A 16957-nucleotide genomic window follows, 5' to 3' on the forward strand; every position below is an offset into this window, starting at 1 on the left:
GTTTCATCACGTCCGCGGCCAATCACTGATTCCTCCTCCTTAAACAAGTATGCTGCAAGCAATTTTACACTGCAGCCAACTGGAGACGCTGTCGCGACATTGGCTTATGACCCATATGCGCTAGACACGGTTAAGACTATTTTAACTGCGCGACCCCAACACCGACCCCGATTGTCGAGTGTGCCAATTACGTGATCCGTGAACACGGAATATATTGGTAAACCATGAAAAGAATGCTCATTAACGCAACTCAACCCGAAGAGTTGCGTGTTGCCCTAGTAGACGGACAACGTTTATTTGACCTTGATATTGAATCAGGTGCTCGTGAACAAAAGAAATCCAACATCTATAAAGGCCGTATCACCCGTGTAGAACCTAGCTTAGAAGCGGCTTTCGTCGACTTCGGCTCTGATCGTCACGGCTTTTTACCGCTTAAAGAAATCTCCCGCGAATACTTCAAGAAAACTGGCGAAAGCAGCAATGGTCGCGTCAACATCAAAGACGTTTTGACTGAAGGCCAAGAAGTTATCGTTCAAGTTGAAAAAGAAGAGCGCGGCAACAAAGGTGCAGCACTGACGACCTTTATCAGTCTGGCTGGCCGCTATATGGTTTTAATGCCAAACAACCCTCGTGCTGGCGGTATCTCACGTCGCATTGAAGGTGAAGAGCGCAACGAGCTGCGCGAAGCCTTAAACGGTCTTAATGCACCTGCTGATATGGGTTTGATCGTGCGTACCGCCGGTTTAGGCCGCAGCAGCCAAGAACTGCAGTGGGACCTCGACTACCTCGTACAATTATGGGTAGCAATTAAAGAGGCCGCAGACGGCCGCAGCGCACCGTTCTTGATCTATCAAGAAAGCAACGTGATTATCCGCGCAATTCGTGACTACTTACGCCAAGATATCGGCGAAGTTCTGATTGATAGCGTTGATGCACAAGAAGAAGCGTTAAGCTTCATTCGTCAGGTGATGCCGCAGTACGCCAACAAAATCAAACTGTACCAAGACAGCGTGCCATTGTTTAACCGCTTCCAAATTGAAAGCCAGATCGAAACCGCTTTCCAACGCGAAGTGAAACTGCCTTCTGGCGGTGCATTAGTCATCGACCCAACCGAAGCTCTAGTATCCATTGATATTAACTCGGCGCGTGCGACCAAAGGCAGCGACATCGAAGAAACTGCTCTGCAAACCAACCTGGAAGCGGCTGAAGAAATCGCCCGCCAACTGCGTTTGCGTGACATTGGTGGCTTGATCGTGATCGACTTTATCGACATGACGCCAGCGAAAAACCAACGTGCCGTTGAAGACCGTATGCGCGAATGCCTTGAAGCTGACCGTGCACGCGTACAAGTGGGTCGTATCTCACGCTTTGGCTTGCTAGAAATGTCGCGCCAGCGTCTGCGTCCATCATTGGGCGAAAGCAGTGGTGTGGTTTGCCCGCGCTGTAACGGCCAAGGCATTATCCGCGACGTTGAGTCTCTGTCTTTAGCTATTCTGCGTTTAATCGAAGAAGAAGCACTGAAAGACCGTACCGCAGAAGTGCGCGCCCGCGTGCCTTTCCAGGTTGCGGCCTTCTTGCTTAACGAAAAACGTAATGCGATTACCAAAATTGAACTGCGCACTCGTGTGCGCATTTTCATCCTGCCGGATGATCATCTGGAAACACCAAACTTTGAAGTGATGCGTTTACGCGATGACAGCCCAGAAGCATTATCGGGTCAGTCAAGCTACGAAATGGCGACTGAAGAAACACCAGAAGAAGCTCAACCTATTACAGCCACTCGCTCATTAGTCCGCGAAGAAGCTGCAGTAAAAACCAGCAGTGCTGAACGCATCGCTCCGCCACCAGAAAAAGCGGCCGCTGCAGCCGCAACTCCTGCGCCGAAGAAAGCGCAGCCAAGTATGTTTAAAGGTTTAGTGAAGTCTCTAGTGGGTCTGTTTGCCAGCGAAGATGCTGCACCTAGCGAACCAGCAGCGAAACCAGAAACCAACGCTCGCGGTAACGCTAATCGTAATAACGAGCGTCGTAATGAGCGTCAGCAGTCGAATAACCGTCGTCGCGATACTACTCGCAACAACCGTGACGATGAGCGCAAGCCGCGTGACAATGCTCGTGACAACACCTCTGAGCGTGACAATACGCAACGTGATAATCCGCGCGACAACACGCAAAGCAACCGTGACAGCAGCAGCGAAAGTCGCAGCGTGCGTCCACAACGTGAAGAGCGTCCAGCACGCAATGAGCGTTCTGAGCGTAACGAACGCCCGACCCGTGAACTGCGTCCAGCACGTGACACTGTCGAGCCACGCAACACCCGTAGCTCACAAGCAGCAGAGCAAGCGGGTGATGAAAAACCACGTTCGCCACGTCCGCAACGTGAATTACGCCCAACTATTGATGAGCGCCCTGCCCGTGCTGAACGTCCAGAGCGTACACCTCACAGCAAGCCTGAGTTAGAGTCTGAAAACGAAGAGCTGCTGGATGTGAACTTGCCAGAGCAAAACGATGAGCAAGATGACAACAACAGTGATGATGACCGTCCACGTCGTCGTTCACGTGGTCAGCGTCGTCGTAGCAACCGTCGTGAGCGTCAGCGTGAAGATCTCGTCGAAGGCGATAGCAACACAACCGAGAACTCTAGTACTGAGCAAGCAGAGTCTGAACCAACAGAGACTCAAACCACTGATGTCGTTGCAGAATCAGCACCACAGCCTTCTGCTGAGACAACTCCAGCCGTGGCAGCTCCAGTCGTAGAAAAACCAGCAACTACAGCCATTACTGTTGCTGCTGCAAGCACTGCCAGCGAAGTTAAAGCTGAACCCGTTCAAACTGAACCAGCTAAAACTGCAAGCGCAAACCGTGGCGTAGTGGAAACCGTAGACCCTGCACAAGCAGTAGCATTATCAGCTGATCAGCCTTTATTGCAGATCTCTGAGCCTGCCCAGCCTGTTGCAGTCGCTGAGAAACCTCGTCGCCCCGCAGAACAAGCTGACTTACCACTCGAGCCTAAGGCTGCTCCTGCACCTGTTGCCCAACCTGCAGCAGAGCCAGTGAGTAAAGTAGAGGTTGCAGCACCTGCTGAGCCTGTAGCAGAAACAGCTAAGCCAGCAGCAAAAGCTGAAACGGTTGCAAAGGCTGTACAGCCAGCAGTTGTTGCGACGGCTGCAGAAACGTCAGAGCTACCTGCTCGCCCTGTCGGCCGCGCCCCCAATGACCCGCGTGAGCGTCGTCGTTTAGAGCGCTTGGCCCGCGAAGCTGAAGCAGCGAAAGCCGATACGCCGCAGCCGACTGAAGCTCCAGCAGCAGTAGAAGCACAAGAGCCTGCTGCAGAAAAATCTCAGCCAACCAAAGAGCAGCCTGCCGCTTCGCCTGCACCAGCAGCGAGCGCAGACACTTCTGCAGTTGCCGTTACAGAAGACAGCTCAGAAAAAGCTACCGCATCACCTGCTGTCAGCGCTAGCGCCCAGCAAGACTTGCTCAGCCCTTCTACTTCTGTAGAAGCAGAGCAAAACAAAACAGCAGACCAACAGACGCAGTCATCCAAACATGATGACGCCTCTGCTGCCGAGCAGGATGAGACTAAGCCACACGCTTAATCTGCACTTGCGCAATAAAAAAGGATGCCCTACAAGGCATCCTTTTTTTATGTCTGTCGCAAAGTGACCGATTAGCGACGCAGTCACAACGCTGTAAATACATTAGTTATATATCGCTGATAAAAAACTATAAAATCTTCCACCTCATACGCACGAACAATCGCTATAGTGTTCTTTCTTCGCATCGCTATTGCGCACTGAAAAGCTAAAACCGCTGGTTAGAGCAAAGTAATACATCTGAGCAGCAAAATTTCACTATACAAACACTTGGAGTGAACTATGCCAAATGCCCTATTAACCAAGCTAGGTATCCAGTTGCCTATTGTTCAGGCCCCTATGGCGGGTACCTCTACAGTGGCTTTAGCCGCCGCCGTGTCGAATGCCGGTGGACTCGGCTCTCTAGGCTTAGCCAATTACAATGTTGATCAAGCTCGTGAGCAAATCCAGCAGCTTAAGCAGGCCACATCCAAACCCTTTAATGTGAACGTATTTTGTCATCAGCCGGCGATTGCTGACGCTGCTCGTGAACAAGAGTGGCTGAACATCCTACAACCTTATTTTTCTGAGTTTTCCAGCCAGCCGCCCAAGCAACTCAGCGCTGGAAACCCAAGTTTTATTGGCAACAAGGCGATGCTAGAAATGCTGCTTGAAGAACGTCCAGCAGTGGTTAGTTTCCATTTTGGTTTACCCAGCACTGAGTTTATTCAGGCTCTGAAACATGCTGGGATTACGCTATTGGGCTGCGCTACTAATCTGCCTGAAGCACAAGCCATTGAAGCCGCCGGCTTACACGCCATCATCGCGCAAGGCTATGAGGCCGGTGGCCATCGCGGCGTATTTGATCCCGCTGAAGATATAAAACTTGGGCTGTTCAGCTTGCTGCAACTGTTACAGAAAAAATGCTCGCTACCTATTATTGCCGCTGGCGGAATTATGCATGGCCAAGCCATTGCCCAAGTCATGAATATGGGTGCTAGCGCTGCACAAATGGGCACCGCATTTATTTTGTGCCCTGAGTCAGCGGCTAGTTCCGCATACCGCGATCAACTCAAGAGTGCTCGCGCTTACAAGACTGATGTGACCGCACTGATTTCAGGCCGTCCGGCACGCGGCTTAGTCAATCGCTTTCATACAGAACTGGCAGATAAGCAACGATTACTGCCGGCCTACCCCACCACTTACAGTGCGTCAAAAGCCTTAATTGCAGCAGCTAGTCAACAGGACTGTTATGACTTTGCGGCATTTTGGGCAGGACAGTCTGCACCGCTAGCTCGTGAGCTTCCCGCAGCAGAGTTGGTTGCGCTACTGGCCACAGAGTGGAAACATGAAAGCGTCTATTCATTTTAATAGCGAGAACAAATGATCTATCAAATACTGCCAATCGAAGCCCAGCACAACACTGATATTTGCCAGATTATTCAGCAGGTCGGTGCGCAATACGGTGCCGTTGGTGAAGGTTTTGGCCCTGCAGATGCTGAAGTTTTGTGTATGAGCCAACATTACTTAACTGAGCAGCGTAGCCAATACTTGGTCGCGATAATTGCAGGCAAGGTGGTGGGTGGCGCAGGCATAGCACCCTTTCTGCACTACAGTGATATATGCGAACTGAAAAAGCTCTTTCTTTTGCCGAGCAGCCAAGGATTTGGCATTGGCAAAGCCCTGACTCAAGCTTGCTTGGCTTTTGCTGTCGAGCAAGGCTACCAACAATGCTATTTAGACACTTTAAGCAGCATGCAGTCGGCGATTAGCTTATACGAGCAATTGGGCTTTACTCATCTTACTCAACCTTTAGCTGGAACTCTGCATGGCGGTTGCGATGTGTGGATGCTGAAAGATTTACAAGCTTAGACAGCTAAGCCTGTTGCGAGATTGCATAGAGACTGTTTTAAATCTTTAACACCTATTAGCCGCCAACACTCTGTGCTGACGGCTAAGTGTTAACACTACTTTTGGTAGGCTGGATAATCGCTATAGCCTTGCGCAGTGCCACCGTACATGGTTGCTGGATTCACCTCGTTGAGCGGCCAGTCATTGGCAATGCGTTGTGGCAAATCGGCTTCAAGCAGCTCCATATTCACGCGGCCCTCTTCTAATTACTGCGCGATAAACTTTGGTAGCTCAGCAAGTTCGACAGTCACGGCTTTACGTGGTGCGATGATGAGAGCCTCACCATCTACGACTATCTCATCGCGCTGATTGACTACGCGCGTGGCGATACGTACGCGAAATTTTGGTAGTTTTTCTAAGATTTCTAGCTGCACGGTCAGCTCATCACCGAGTTTCACAGGCAAACTAAAGGTCATTTGCTGGCCTAAGTAAATCGTGCCAGGCCCTGGCATCTCACAGGCCACTGCCGCACTGATTAAGGCACCACTAAACATGCCGTGGGCGATGCGCTCTTTAAACATGGTGCCAGCGGCGTATTCAGCATCCAAATGCACAGGGTTGCGGTCGCCCGACATGCTGGCAAACATCATAATGTCATGCTCAGTCACCAGCTTGCTGAAAGTGGCTTTTTGGCCGACCTCTAAACTGTCATAAGGGATGCTAGTGCTTTGTGTCATGGAGCTCTCCGGATGCTGGTGGTGGAATATTAAAGTCACGTTTGTAGGCTAACGCAGTGTTCAGCCATTGGATAATATCAGCCGTTACTTCGGCATGATTGAGTTCTTGCAGCACCTCGTGGCGCGCTTCGGGATACAGCTTAATATCGACAGCGCGATTACCGGCTTGGCGCAGTGCATTGGCTAAATCAATCAGACGGCGACCATGGTTAATCGGATCTGCTTCACCGCCGACAATTAATAGCGGTAAATCGTTTTCAATTTGCACCATGTTGCGCACAGGAGTGATGCGCTGCAAACCGAGCAATACATCCAACCACATCTGGGTGGTGCAAATAAAACCACAGAGTGGATCATCAATATAGGCTTGCACTTGCTCAGTATCACGACTGAGCCAATCCCAATTGCTACGACGCGCTTTAATGGCGCGACGATATGGATAAAAAATCAAGGTTTCCAGCAGCCTACTGCGGCCTTTAGCACCAAGGCGCCAGCGCTCAAAACGTGCCACAGCCATGGCCAGACGATAGCGTGCTGAGGTTTTAAAATAATTAGAGCCAGACAGAATTGCGCCCTGCAAACTGCAACTGTGCTGCATTAAGTAATTCAGCGCGATGTAACTGCCCATACTGTGACCGAAAAGAAAAATCGGTGTATTGGGAAACTGCACGCGAATATGATGATTCAAGCAGCACAGGTCATTGACCACCAGATTCCAGCCATCTTCATCTGCAAAGTAACCCAAGGTGCCTAAGGTTGCAGTGTGCCCATGACCGCGCTGGTCAAGAGCAAACACCGCAATACCCTGCTCGGCGAGCTCTACCGCGAAACGCGCGTAGCGCTGGCTGTGCTCGGCCATGCCGTGGGCAATCATCACAATGGCGATGGGTGGCTGTACGGTGGACCAGTGATTCACATACAACTCTGTCGAGTCATTGGCGGTCAACCAGAATGCTGTGTGGCGCATGATGGCTTCCTCCTGCCTGCTGGTGTTTGATCATTGTAGAGCCTATCTTAGGGCTTGGGGAAATCATCTTTAGTGGTGAGCCGAGAATCGGGAACGAAAAACAATTTACAGTCATTAAAATGACTCAAAAGCCTGTTTTTGTGCTGGCCGCGTATTTATAAAGCTGATAATCTCCAAGGGTTTGCTATTAAATAAAAAACACAAAGCATCGATTAATCATTAAAAAACACGCTTTGTTGAGATGGTTGACAAGAGCACGCAATTCGATGACGTTTAGGCATAGAATCGTGTAACGAAACAGACATTTTCAGCGCTAAATGAACAAAGTCTATTTGCGTTTAAAGGTTGTCTATTTATAGTGTGTTTTTGTTAAACACTTTCACAAGGCAGATAAAGAGCTGTTGCTTAGGAGTTGACTTGCATGAATGAGAACTTCTGGAAGGACAAATACCCTGAAGGTATTCCTACCGAAATCAACCCTGATCAGTACCCAAATATTCAAGCGGTACTGAAAGAGTCCTGTCAGCGTTATGCTGACAACGCTGCCTTCACCAATATGGGCAAAATACTCACCTATGGTGAGCTGTATAAGATGTCAGGTGATTTCGCTGCATGGTTGCAGAACTACACAGACCTAAAACCTGGCGACCGTATTGCGGTACAACTGCCTAACGTACTGCAGTACCCTGTGGTGGTTTTTGGTGCAATTCGTGCTGGCTTGGTGGTTGTTAACACCAATCCGCTGTACACCACACGTGAAATGGAACACCAATTTAATGACTCCGGTGCTAAAGCGCTGGTGTGTTTAGCCAATATGGGGCATTTGGCTGAAGCGGTTGTACCTAAAACGGGCGTGAAGACCGTTATCATCACTGAAGTGGGTGATTTTTTACCACCACTTAAGCGTTTACTGGTCAATAGCGTCGTTAAGTACGTGAAGAAAATGGTGCCAGCATTCCATATTCCTAACTCACTTAAGCTCAATGACGTTTTGGCACTGGGCAGCAAAAAAGCAGCCCGCAATGAAAACCCAGACTCAGGCGATGTCGCTGTTTTGCAATACACTGGCGGTACTACAGGTGTTGCCAAAGGCGCGATGCTGACCCACCGCAACTTGATCGCCAATATGCTGCAAGCTGAAGCGATGATGGCGTCAAACTTGGAACAAGGCACTGAAACCATTGTTGCACCGCTGCCGCTGTACCACATCTACGCCTTCACCTTCCATTGCATGTCGATGATGAAGAGTGGTAACAACAATCTGCTGATCACCAATCCTCGCGATTTGCCCAGCATGATTAAAGATCTAAAAAGAACACCATTCAGCGGCTTTGTTGGCCTAAACACGCTTTTTGTTGCGCTATGCAATAACGAAGACTTCCGCAACTTAGATTTTTCTAAGCTGAAAATGACAGTATCTGGCGGCATGGCATTGCAAATCGCTGCCGCTGAGCGCTGGACGCAAGTGACCGGCGCGAAAATCTGCGAAGGCTTCGGCATGACCGAAACCAGTCCAGTTGCAACTGTTAACCCAATCGAAAAAATCCAGTTAGGCACCATTGGTATTCCTGTGCCGTCAACCTTGTGCAAAATCATTGACGATGACGGTAACGAGTTGCCATTAGGCTCAACCGGTGAGCTCTGCGTAAAAGGCCCACAAGTCATGAAAGGCTACTGGTTGCGTGAAGACGCTACCAAAGAAGTGATTGATGATGAAGGCTGGTTGCGTACGGGTGACATTGCGATCATTCAAGAAGACGGTTACATCCGCATTGTTGACCGCAAAAAAGATATGATTTTGGTATCAGGCTTTAACGTCTATCCAAATGAAATCGAAGACGTGCTGGCATCTTTACCTGGAGTCTTACAGTCAGCGGCGATTGGTATCCCGGATGAAAAATCAGGCGAAGCCATTAAGGTGTTTATTGTTGTGCGTCCAGGCGAAAGCTTGACCAAAGAGCAGGTTGTTGAGCACATGCGTAGCAACTTAACTGCTTATAAGGTGACGCGCAAAGTTGAGTTCCGCGATGAATTGCCAACCACTAACGTGGGTAAGATTCTGCGCCGCGCACTGCGTGATGAAGAACTGAAAAAGATCGCAGATGCTGCTAGCAAATAAGCTTTATTGCTGATTGCGCTGATACAGCGTCTGAACAAAAAACGCGAGCTTACCCCTCGCGTTTTTTATGCCTGTAGGGATAGTATTTGACTGCAACAGGCTTTTAGTAGGCTCGTATTAATTGCAAAAGTATTTGTAAGCCAGCCGGTATATTGCGCCCAATAAAAAACGCGCCATTGACTGCTGCCCTAGTGAGGCGAGCCAATGGCGCGTTTGGGATCTTTTGTAAAGACTTAGCTTTTAACTGCAGTGACCGGCAACTCTGCTGGCTTACGTGTTTCAGCTGTAGAACGACGGAAATAACTAACTTGTTGCTGACCACTTAAACCGCGAGGAATTTCTTCAATCTCGCCGCCTTTCTTTAAGAATGCAGCTGTTTGCTCTGCAAGTGAATCGCGTGAAGTAATTGCTTCTTCTGGTTTGGCACGAGTGCTAGAACCTTTAATACGCATGACGACCATGACCTCCTCAAACGTTTAGGCTCTAGATAATAAGCGAAAATTCTATAAAAGTCAATCTCATATAACTTTGAGCTATAAAAAGCAAGGCCTACTGCTAACTATCTATCAGCATGGCTCGACAAAATGCGGGCGAGCCGCCCGCGCTCCCAGAGAACAAGAGTTTTGTGGTATTTCGTGAATAGCGTACTTGCGGAGCCGGCTGCCTTCCCGGAGAGTAAGAGTCTTGCGGCCTTTCTTGAATAGCGTACTTGCTGAGCCGCACGTACTCCCGAGAGCAAGAGCTTTGTGGCTTTTCTTGAATCGCGTACTTACCGAGCCGTCCGCCCCCAAAAAGCAAGATCACAGTTTTAACCGCGTGGGTGATGTTCACTGTGCAAAGCTTGTAAGCGTGCGCGGGCGACATGGGTATAAATTTGCGTGGTGGATAAATCACTGTGCCCGAGCAACATCTGTACGACGCGCAAATCTGCGCCATGGTTTAACAGGTGCGTAGCAAAAGCATGGCGCAAGGTGTGCGGTGATAATGGTTTACTGATTCCTGCCACTTGAGCGTGCAGCTTAATCCGATGCCAAAAGGTTTGCCGCGTCATCTGTTGACCGCGCTGACTGGGGAACAAAGCATCAGTCACTGAGCCGTTTAAAAGCTCGCCACGCCCTTCTTTGAGGTAACGTACGATCCAATCTAAGGCTGTCTCACCCATCGGCACCAAGCGCTCCTTAGAGCCCTTACCTGTCACTCGCACTACACCTTGACGAGTATTGAGCTGATCTAAGGTCAAACTCACCAATTCCGTTACCCGTAGACCGCAAGCATATAAGACTTCTAGCATGCAGCGGTCACGTAGACCTAGCAACTCATCAACATTGGGTGCAGCGAGCAATGCTTCAACATCGGCCTCGGATAATGTATCGGGTAAGGAGCGGCCAATTTGCGGTAGTTCAACTTGCAAGGTCGGGTTTTCAATAATCAAACCTTCTTCAAGCAGATATTGATAGAAACCTCTAGCACCTGACAAAAAACGCGCGCTAGAACGCGCTTTATAGCCCGCATCTAAGCGCCAACTTAAATAGTCGAGCAAAGTATCGCGGCGCACCTGTTGCAAGCTCTGCTCGCGCAGCAACAACCATTGGGCAAACTGCTCAAGATCACTGCGATAAGCCATGCGGGTATTATCAGCTAAGCCGCGCTGCAACCAAGCGGCATCTAAAAATTGTGTTAAAGCAGATAAATCAGGCTCTTCACTGACTTCCATCGTATTTCCCTCGTCCAAAAGCCATAGCAGCCAATCAAAACCACAAGCATTCTATAAGACTTACTTGTAGTCGAGATTCGCAATAAGCATCTTTCAGAGTTATGGCGCTAAATACGATGAACGCGTTAAGCCTAAACGCAAAGCATCTAAGTACTGAGTGCGCTCACGCGGGGTAATCGGTGCGCTAGAAACTTTATCGCGGTAGTAAGTCATCAGTTCTTCTGGCGATAAATGCACATAGCGCAGCATATCTTCAATGGTGTCGTGGGTTTCAATACCATCGTGGTAGACACTGCCATCGGCGCGTTGATAGAGATTGACCGAATCAGTATCGCCAAATAAGTTGTGCATATCACCTAAGATCTCTTGATAAGCACCGACCAAGAAAATCGACAGCAGATAGTCTTCATCCTCACGCAGCTCATGCACCGGCATGCTGGTTTCGATGCTTTGCTCATCAACATACTGCTTAATTTTACCGTCAGAATCACAGGTTAAATCCTGCAATACCGCGCGGCGCATCGGCTCTTCATCAAGTCGTTGCAACGGCATAATCGGCAAAATCTGACCAATCGCCCAAGTGTCCGGCAAACTCTGGAACACCGAGAAGTTACAAATATACTTATCGGCAAGCTTGTCATTGAGCTCATCCATCACCACACGGTGCGAGCGTTGACGCGCTTTAAGCTGATCAAGCAAACGACGGCATAAAGAAAAGTAGCACTGCTCGCCCAGGGCTTTTTGCGTCAGATTCATTTTTCCGGCTGCGTACTGCGAGCCGATTTCACCAAAGAAGTGGGTGGCGCGCCAATAGCTTTCAGCGACGGTTTCAGGATCATTTTCCGCCAGTAAATCAATCAACTCTTGCAGCGCTTCAGGGTACTCAACGCCCTCTTCCAGCTCTGGCATAGCATCGTTATGTCTTTCTACATCAGTCACCTGCACCACCAACAAGGCATGGTGCGCAGTCATCGCACGGCCGCTTTCGGAAAGAATATGCGGGTGCGGCAGATCGAGGCGATCACAAAACTCACGCAACATGCTGACAATCGTCGCCGCGTAATCTTCCATGTCATAGTTAATCGAACTGGCATTGCGCGAGTGGGTGCCATCGTAATCAACGCCCAGTCCACCACCGACATCAATATGATCGAGCGGCAAGCCCAGTGCACGCAACTCTGCGTAATAACGAATGGCTTCGCGCAGTCCTTTACGGTAATCGGCGATATTTGAAATTTGCGAGCCCATGTGGAAGTGCAGCAAACGAATGCCTTCTTCAATGCCCGCCTCACGAAACTGCTCAACCACGCGCAACAACTGCGCCGCCGACAATCCAAACTTGGCACGCTCACCGCCGGTATCAGCCCATTTGCTCGAGGCCAAGGACGACAGTCGTACACGCAAGCCAACCTGTGGGATCACACCCAACTCAGCGGCTTCTTCGATGACTAATTTAACTTCCGATTCTTTTTCAATCACGATAAAGACGTTGTGACCCAGACGCTGACCAATCAATGCCAGGCGAATAAACTCACGGTCTTTATAGCCATTACAAATAATCGTACCGCCTTTCGGCGCCAGCGCTAAAACCGCCAACAACTCAGGCTTAGAACCTGCTTCCAGACCAATATTGACCTTTTCAGTGGCAATGATGCTTTCGATCACCGCTTCTTGCTGATTCACTTTGATCGGATAAACCGGCGTGTATTGGCTGTGGTATTCGTACTTTTCAATACTGGCAGCAAAAGCATCGCTGAGGCGGCGCACGCGGTCTTGTAAAATCTCTGGAAAACGTACGAGCAGCGGCAACTGCAAACCACTGGTGCGTAATTTGGCAATTTCTTTGGCTAAATCAATACCCTGACTTTGCTGACGACCCGGATTAACAATCACCCGCCCTGCATCATTGATAGAAAAATACTCACTGCCCCAGTGGCGTATGCCGTATAGGCTGCGACTGTCGGCAACGGTCCATTGGCTACCATCATCTTTGCGGGTGCGTCGAACGGTCATGCATGCTCCTTAAAGCCAGTGTACCCCTCACAACGAACGCGCCAACACGCGCACTCGTCAGGGCAGAAATCAATAGGCTAAAGACTAAGCGCTATTGAGCAGTGGCGCAATGTCGGTTTCTGTTAACTACAATTAAGAAAACTATTTATGAACTGGTTTTGCGATGATGCGCCAATCAGCACCAACGGCACGGATATCCGTAATCTGCAGATCCACTGCATCAGCCATCACCTCGATGGGTAACTGCAGCAAAGGCTGCGCGCTGGAACCTAGCAACTTGGCAGCCATATAGACATAGAGCTCATCCACTAAACCGGCCTGGATAAATGCGCCAGCCAAATGCGGCCCTGCTTCAACCATCAGTTCATTGATACCGCGCTTACCTAGCTCATTTAGCAAGGCTGTTAAATCAACATGACCATTCACTTCAGGCAATTGTAAGTATTCAATCTGCGCCGTATTCGCTGGCGGGGTTTGATGGGTTACCACCAACACTGGGCCGGCAGTGAAGAAGGCCATATCAGTGGGTACACGTAAGCGTCCATCAATTACAATCCGTAGTGGTGGGCGCGATAAGGCCAGTTCGCGCAATGGCTCATCTAATGGCAGCTGTTCAGCGCGTACTGTTAAACGCGCATCGTCAGTCAAGACTGTCTCTGCACCGGTCACAATAGCGCTGGAGCGCGCGCGCAGGCATTGCACATCGGCGCGAGCTGCAGGTCCAGTGATCCACTGACTCTCACCGTTGGCCATGGCAGTACGACCATCAAGGCTCATCGCCAGTTTTAAGCGCACAAATGGCAACGCTGTTTCCATCCGCTTAACAAAACCGCAGTTTAAACTGCGCGCGGCAGCGGCCAACTCGCCCGTCATAACATCAACTTGAATGCCTTGCTGACGCAGATAAGCAAGGCCTCGCCCGGCAACTTGTGGATTTGGATCTTGCATGGCCACCACCACGCGCGCTACGCCCGATCTTGCTAAAGCTTCTGCGCAAGGCGGTGTACGACCATGATGACTGCACGGCTCTAACGTGACATAAGCTGTGGCACCCAGCGCCAATGCACCGGCTTGACGTAATGCGTGCACTTCTGCGTGGGGCTCACCGGCGCGCACATGCCAACCTTCACCGACCACTTGCTGCTGCGCAACAATCACACAACCCACGCGTGGATTAGGATGTGCGCTATACAAACCTTGCTCCGCTAGACGCAAAGCCTGCGCCATGTACGCCTGATCGTTCATTCTTTCTCTTTGCTTTGATCACTGGCCATCAGATCAATTTCTTTACGAAACTCATTCAAATCTTGGAAGCGGCGATACACTGAAGCGAAGCGAATATAAGCCACTTCATCGAGCTTTTTCAGCTCATTCATCACCAACTCACCCACCACTAAAGATTGCACTTCGCGCTCGCCATTAGCGCGCAACTTTCGCTTAATACTCGCCACCGCCTCTTCTAAGCGCTCGAGACTCACTGGACGTTTCTCTAAAGCTCGCAACATTCCCGCGCGGAACTTTTCTTCATCAAAAGGTTGGCGACTGCCATCTTGCTTAATCAAGCGCGGCAACACTAACTCAGCAGTTTCAAAGGTGGTGAAGCGCTCTTCGCACAGCAAACATTCACGACGACGGCGCACTTGATCACCATTGGTAACTAAGCGTGAATCAATCACTTTGGTATCATTGGCACCACAAAAAGGACAATACATATAGATTGATCGCCTATAAAAATAAAACCTGATAGTAACTGATCTGTTACAGAAGAAAAATTAACCAACAGTCATCTCTGCAGCAGTAAGCCTTAGACAGACGACAATACGCTAGTGTTTCGCCTCAACAATCAAAGCGCCTTGATCTTCGCGCCAACTGACTCGACTGAGGAAACTCATACCTAACAAGACATCACGCGGAAACTCACCATCGAGCACCATTGCATCGACTCCCAGCACTTCAATCGAACCGAGCTTGACGCTGTTCAAATACACGCGCCAAGCTTTTTCAGTACCACTGGCGGTATTCACCATCACCGGGCTGCCTTTACTCTTAAAATCAATGCCTAAGCGCTGTGCTTGCTGCGCATTCATGGCGATGGTTGTTGCCCCAGTGTCCACCATAAACGGCACGCTATAACCATTCACTAAACCGGTGACCCAATAATGCCCTGCAGCACCTTTGGAGATCGTGAGACGACGTTTTTCTGGTGCAGAAAAACCACCGCTGCCATAGTCTCGTGTCAACGTATAGGTAGATTGTACGCCATCAATGCTCAATACCGCGGAACGGCTATCAGCACTGATTACAGTAACGCCTTGCGGCCCAGCTTTGCCTGCTTTAACCAATGTACGCTGACCATCAATGTTCAACAGCGCCGCATTAGGAAACAAGCCCACCACGCGTACAGACGGCTGTGCGCCAGCAAACATACTGCCAGCCAGCAAGCACACACCCATCAGTAATCGGAAATAATTCATCCTTCTCTCCCCAAAACATTCCATGCTTACAAGGTAAAAAACCAAGCAGCGTAAAGCACACCAGCAGCAATCACCCCAGCCAATATGTCATCAATCATAATGCCAAAACCGCCACCGACTTTGCGATCCAACACAGAAATCGGCCAAGGCTTAGCAATATCGAGCAGACGAAAAACCACAAAACCCAGCAGTAACCACAGCCAAGTATTGGGTAAAAAAATCAAAGTGATCCAAATTCCGACAAACTCATCCCAAACAATCCCACCGTGATCATGCACGCCGAGATCAGTGGCCACACGGCCGCACAACCACACACCAAATACGCTGGCAGCAGCAATCAATAGCAGCGCCAACCACAACGGCAGCATGTGCAGCAAAGGTACAAAGGCTAAACCGACTAAGGTACCCCAAGTACCTGGGGCTTTTTTCGCTAAACCTGAGCCCAAGCCAAAGGCGAGAAAGTGCCAGAAATTGCTCCATACTTTAGGAGTTTGCATGCGCTGTTTTATCCTTGTTGAAAATGCTGATAGCCAAGATGCGCGCTCTTGATTGATTGCCCTGCACTATCCAGCAACTGCACACCTTGCCCGACACAGACCTGCCCAATCACCCGCACATCAGTAAACTGTTGTTGCAGTGACTCAAGGTATGACGCGGCAATAGTAAAGGCTAACTGATAGTCATCGCCACCGCTTAGCGCACATTGCAGCGCATCAACATCACCGGCGATCATCTGCGCAGCTTCAGCAATCGGCACCCGCGCCTGCTCAATTTGCAAGGCTACATTCGAGGCTTTAGCGATATGCCCACAATCGGCCAATAAACCATCGGAAATATCCAGCGCAGCGCTGGCTTTGCCCTGCAACCACTGGCCCAGCTCTAATTGCGGCTGCGGCGTCCAATAGGCGGCCAAGAGTTGCTGTTGGACTTCTGCCGGCACAGTGTTCGACGTCACTTGTCCGAGCACTAAAGGCAAGGCAGCGGCCGCTGCGCCCAAGGGTCCACTGACACACAACAAGTCACCCACTTGTGCGCCCGAACGTAGCAAGGCTTGGTTGGCAGGCACTGCGCCCATCACTGTGAGCGTCATTGCTAAGGGCCCGCGAGTGGTGTCGCCACCAATTAAAGCAATCGCACAGTGCTGCGCCATGGCGCTCAGACCTTCACTAAAGGCCTGCAACCAGGGCGAGTCAATCTGCTCAAGGGTAATGGCGAGGGTAAAGCCAATCGGCTTGGCAGCCATTGCCGCCAAATCGCTCACCGCGACAGCTAAAGCGCGCTGGCCCAGCAAAAAGGGAGGTGAATCTTTAGGAAAATGAACACCACTGACTAAGCTGTCGGTAGATACAGCGCAGTGATGACCTTCAGGAATCTGCAGTAAGGCACAGTCGTCGCCAATGCCTAAGGAGATATTTCCACCGCCCTGCGCACAGGCAGAGCGGGTGAAAAAATGTTGAATCAACTCAAACTCATTCATCGAGCCACGCCCACCATCAAACTTCGGCGAGCG

Annotated in this window: 14 protein-coding genes and 1 pseudogene; 4 read left to right on the plus strand and 11 right to left on the minus strand. The window is 50.1% G+C overall.

Translation table 11 applies throughout. The features are described 5' to 3' along the window. Positions 1-224: 224 nt before the first annotated feature. The 3 genes from rne to H591_RS0100470 all read left to right on the plus strand — a co-directional run bounded on the left by rne (position 225) and on the right by H591_RS0100470 (position 5444). Positions 225-3596 carry a ribonuclease E gene (gene rne, locus H591_RS0100460; protein ID WP_022964973.1) on the plus strand — a complete coding sequence of 1124 codons (3372 nt, stop codon included), beginning with the start codon at positions 225-227 and terminating at the stop codon, positions 3594-3596. A gap of 279 nt (positions 3597-3875) precedes the next feature. Then, a complete protein-coding gene (locus H591_RS0100465; RefSeq protein ID WP_022964974.1) occupies positions 3876-4943 on the plus strand; it encodes an NAD(P)H-dependent flavin oxidoreductase in 1068 nt (355 codons plus the stop codon). A gap of 12 nt (positions 4944-4955) precedes the next feature. Further along, complete coding sequence (locus tag H591_RS0100470) at positions 4956-5444, plus strand: GNAT family N-acetyltransferase (protein WP_022964975.1); 489 nt, start codon at positions 4956-4958, stop codon at positions 5442-5444. A 95-nt stretch (positions 5445-5539) separates the two neighbouring features. Here the strand turns inward: H591_RS0100470 and H591_RS15935 are convergent. The 3 genes and pseudogenes from H591_RS15935 to H591_RS14535 all read right to left on the minus strand — a co-directional run. Beyond that, positions 5540-5650 (minus strand): annotated as a pseudogene (locus H591_RS15935) (N-ethylmaleimide reductase); the annotation flags it as partial. 39 nt (positions 5651-5689) lie between these two features. Beyond that, on the minus strand, positions 5690-6160 hold the full coding sequence (locus tag H591_RS0100480) for a MaoC family dehydratase (protein ID WP_022964977.1): 471 nt from the start codon (positions 6158-6160) through the stop codon (positions 5690-5692). After that, positions 6144-7127, minus strand: coding sequence for an alpha/beta hydrolase (locus tag H591_RS14535; RefSeq protein WP_022964978.1), 984 nt, complete (start codon positions 7125-7127; stop codon positions 6144-6146). Before H591_RS14535 ends, H591_RS0100480 begins: the two co-directional genes overlap by 17 nt. Before the next feature lie 421 nt (positions 7128-7548). On the opposite strand from H591_RS14535, the gene fadD1 reads away from it, so the two are divergent. Next, complete coding sequence (gene fadD1, locus H591_RS0100490) at positions 7549-9246, plus strand: long-chain-fatty-acid--CoA ligase FadD1 (RefSeq protein WP_022964979.1); 1698 nt, start codon at positions 7549-7551, stop codon at positions 9244-9246. A gap of 233 nt (positions 9247-9479) precedes the next feature. Here fadD1 and H591_RS14540 read toward each other — a convergent pair whose 3' ends face one another. The 8 genes from H591_RS14540 to thiL all read right to left on the minus strand — a co-directional run bounded on the left by H591_RS14540 (position 9480) and on the right by thiL (position 16924). Next, a complete protein-coding gene (locus H591_RS14540; protein ID WP_156853094.1) occupies positions 9480-9698 on the minus strand; it encodes a hypothetical protein in 219 nt (72 codons plus the stop codon). 356 nt (positions 9699-10054) lie between these two features. After that, the gene (xerD, locus tag H591_RS0100500) at positions 10055-10960 is read right to left on the minus strand and encodes a site-specific tyrosine recombinase XerD (protein ID WP_022964981.1); all 906 of its coding nucleotides are present in this window, start codon (positions 10958-10960) and stop codon (positions 10055-10057) included. 99 nt (positions 10961-11059) lie between these two features. Continuing rightward, positions 11060-12973, minus strand: a complete 1914-nt coding sequence (gene speA / locus H591_RS0100505; protein ID WP_022964982.1) for an arginine decarboxylase — start codon at positions 12971-12973, stop codon at positions 11060-11062. 141 nt (positions 12974-13114) lie between these two features. Beyond that, positions 13115-14218 (minus strand): bifunctional diaminohydroxyphosphoribosylaminopyrimidine deaminase/5-amino-6-(5-phosphoribosylamino)uracil reductase RibD, encoded by a 1104-nt coding sequence (gene ribD, locus H591_RS0100510; RefSeq protein ID WP_022964983.1) that lies wholly within the window; start codon positions 14216-14218, stop codon positions 13115-13117. Then, complete coding sequence (gene nrdR / locus H591_RS0100515; protein ID WP_022964984.1) at positions 14215-14685, minus strand: transcriptional regulator NrdR; 471 nt, start codon at positions 14683-14685, stop codon at positions 14215-14217. The genes ribD and nrdR overlap by 4 nt, the downstream gene beginning before the upstream one ends. Before the next feature lie 111 nt (positions 14686-14796). After that, positions 14797-15447: a retropepsin-like aspartic protease family protein gene (locus tag H591_RS0100520; RefSeq protein ID WP_033420936.1), complete on the minus strand. Its 651-nt coding sequence runs from the start codon at positions 15445-15447 to the stop codon at positions 14797-14799. Positions 15448-15473: 26 nt separating this feature from the next. Beyond that, entirely contained in the window at positions 15474-15944 is a 471-nt protein-coding gene (locus tag H591_RS0100525) for a phosphatidylglycerophosphatase A family protein (RefSeq protein ID WP_022964986.1), read from the minus strand. An 8-nt stretch (positions 15945-15952) separates the two neighbouring features. Then, positions 15953-16924, minus strand: a complete 972-nt coding sequence (gene thiL, locus H591_RS0100530) for a thiamine-phosphate kinase (protein ID WP_022964987.1) — start codon at positions 16922-16924, stop codon at positions 15953-15955. Positions 16925-16957: the final 33 nt, after the last annotated feature.

The sequence above is a fragment of the Denitrificimonas caeni DSM 24390 genome, from assembly GCF_000421765.1.
In the GTDB taxonomy this organism is placed as follows: Bacteria; Pseudomonadota; Gammaproteobacteria; order Pseudomonadales; family Pseudomonadaceae; genus Denitrificimonas; species Denitrificimonas caeni.

Excerpts from the sequence above, each read along its gene's own strand:
- rne (WP_022964973.1), top strand. The coding sequence starts at position 225 with ATGAAAAGAATGCTCATTAACGCAACTCAACCCGAAGAGTTGCGTGTT.
- H591_RS0100465 (WP_022964974.1), top strand. The coding sequence starts at position 3,876 with ATGCCAAATGCCCTATTAACCAAGCTAGGTATCCAGTTGCCTATTGTT.
- H591_RS0100470 (WP_022964975.1), top strand. The coding sequence starts at position 4,956 with ATGATCTATCAAATACTGCCAATCGAAGCCCAGCACAACACTGATATT.
- H591_RS0100480 (WP_022964977.1), bottom strand. The coding sequence starts at position 6,160 with ATGACACAAAGCACTAGCATCCCTTATGACAGTTTAGAGGTCGGCCAA.
- H591_RS14535 (WP_022964978.1), bottom strand. The coding sequence starts at position 7,127 with ATGCGCCACACAGCATTCTGGTTGACCGCCAATGACTCGACAGAGTTG.
- fadD1 (WP_022964979.1), top strand. The coding sequence starts at position 7,549 with ATGAATGAGAACTTCTGGAAGGACAAATACCCTGAAGGTATTCCTACC.
- H591_RS14540 (WP_156853094.1), bottom strand. The coding sequence starts at position 9,698 with ATGCGTATTAAAGGTTCTAGCACTCGTGCCAAACCAGAAGAAGCAATT.
- xerD (WP_022964981.1), bottom strand. The coding sequence starts at position 10,960 with ATGGAAGTCAGTGAAGAGCCTGATTTATCTGCTTTAACACAATTTTTA.
- speA (WP_022964982.1), bottom strand. The coding sequence starts at position 12,973 with ATGACCGTTCGACGCACCCGCAAAGATGATGGTAGCCAATGGACCGTT.
- ribD (WP_022964983.1), bottom strand. The coding sequence starts at position 14,218 with ATGAACGATCAGGCGTACATGGCGCAGGCTTTGCGTCTAGCGGAGCAA.
- nrdR (WP_022964984.1), bottom strand. The coding sequence starts at position 14,685 with ATGTATTGTCCTTTTTGTGGTGCCAATGATACCAAAGTGATTGATTCA.
- H591_RS0100520 (WP_033420936.1), bottom strand. The coding sequence starts at position 15,447 with ATGAATTATTTCCGATTACTGATGGGTGTGTGCTTGCTGGCTGGCAGT.
- H591_RS0100525 (WP_022964986.1), bottom strand. The coding sequence starts at position 15,944 with ATGCAAACTCCTAAAGTATGGAGCAATTTCTGGCACTTTCTCGCCTTT.
- thiL (WP_022964987.1), bottom strand. The coding sequence starts at position 16,924 with ATGAATGAGTTTGAGTTGATTCAACATTTTTTCACCCGCTCTGCCTGT.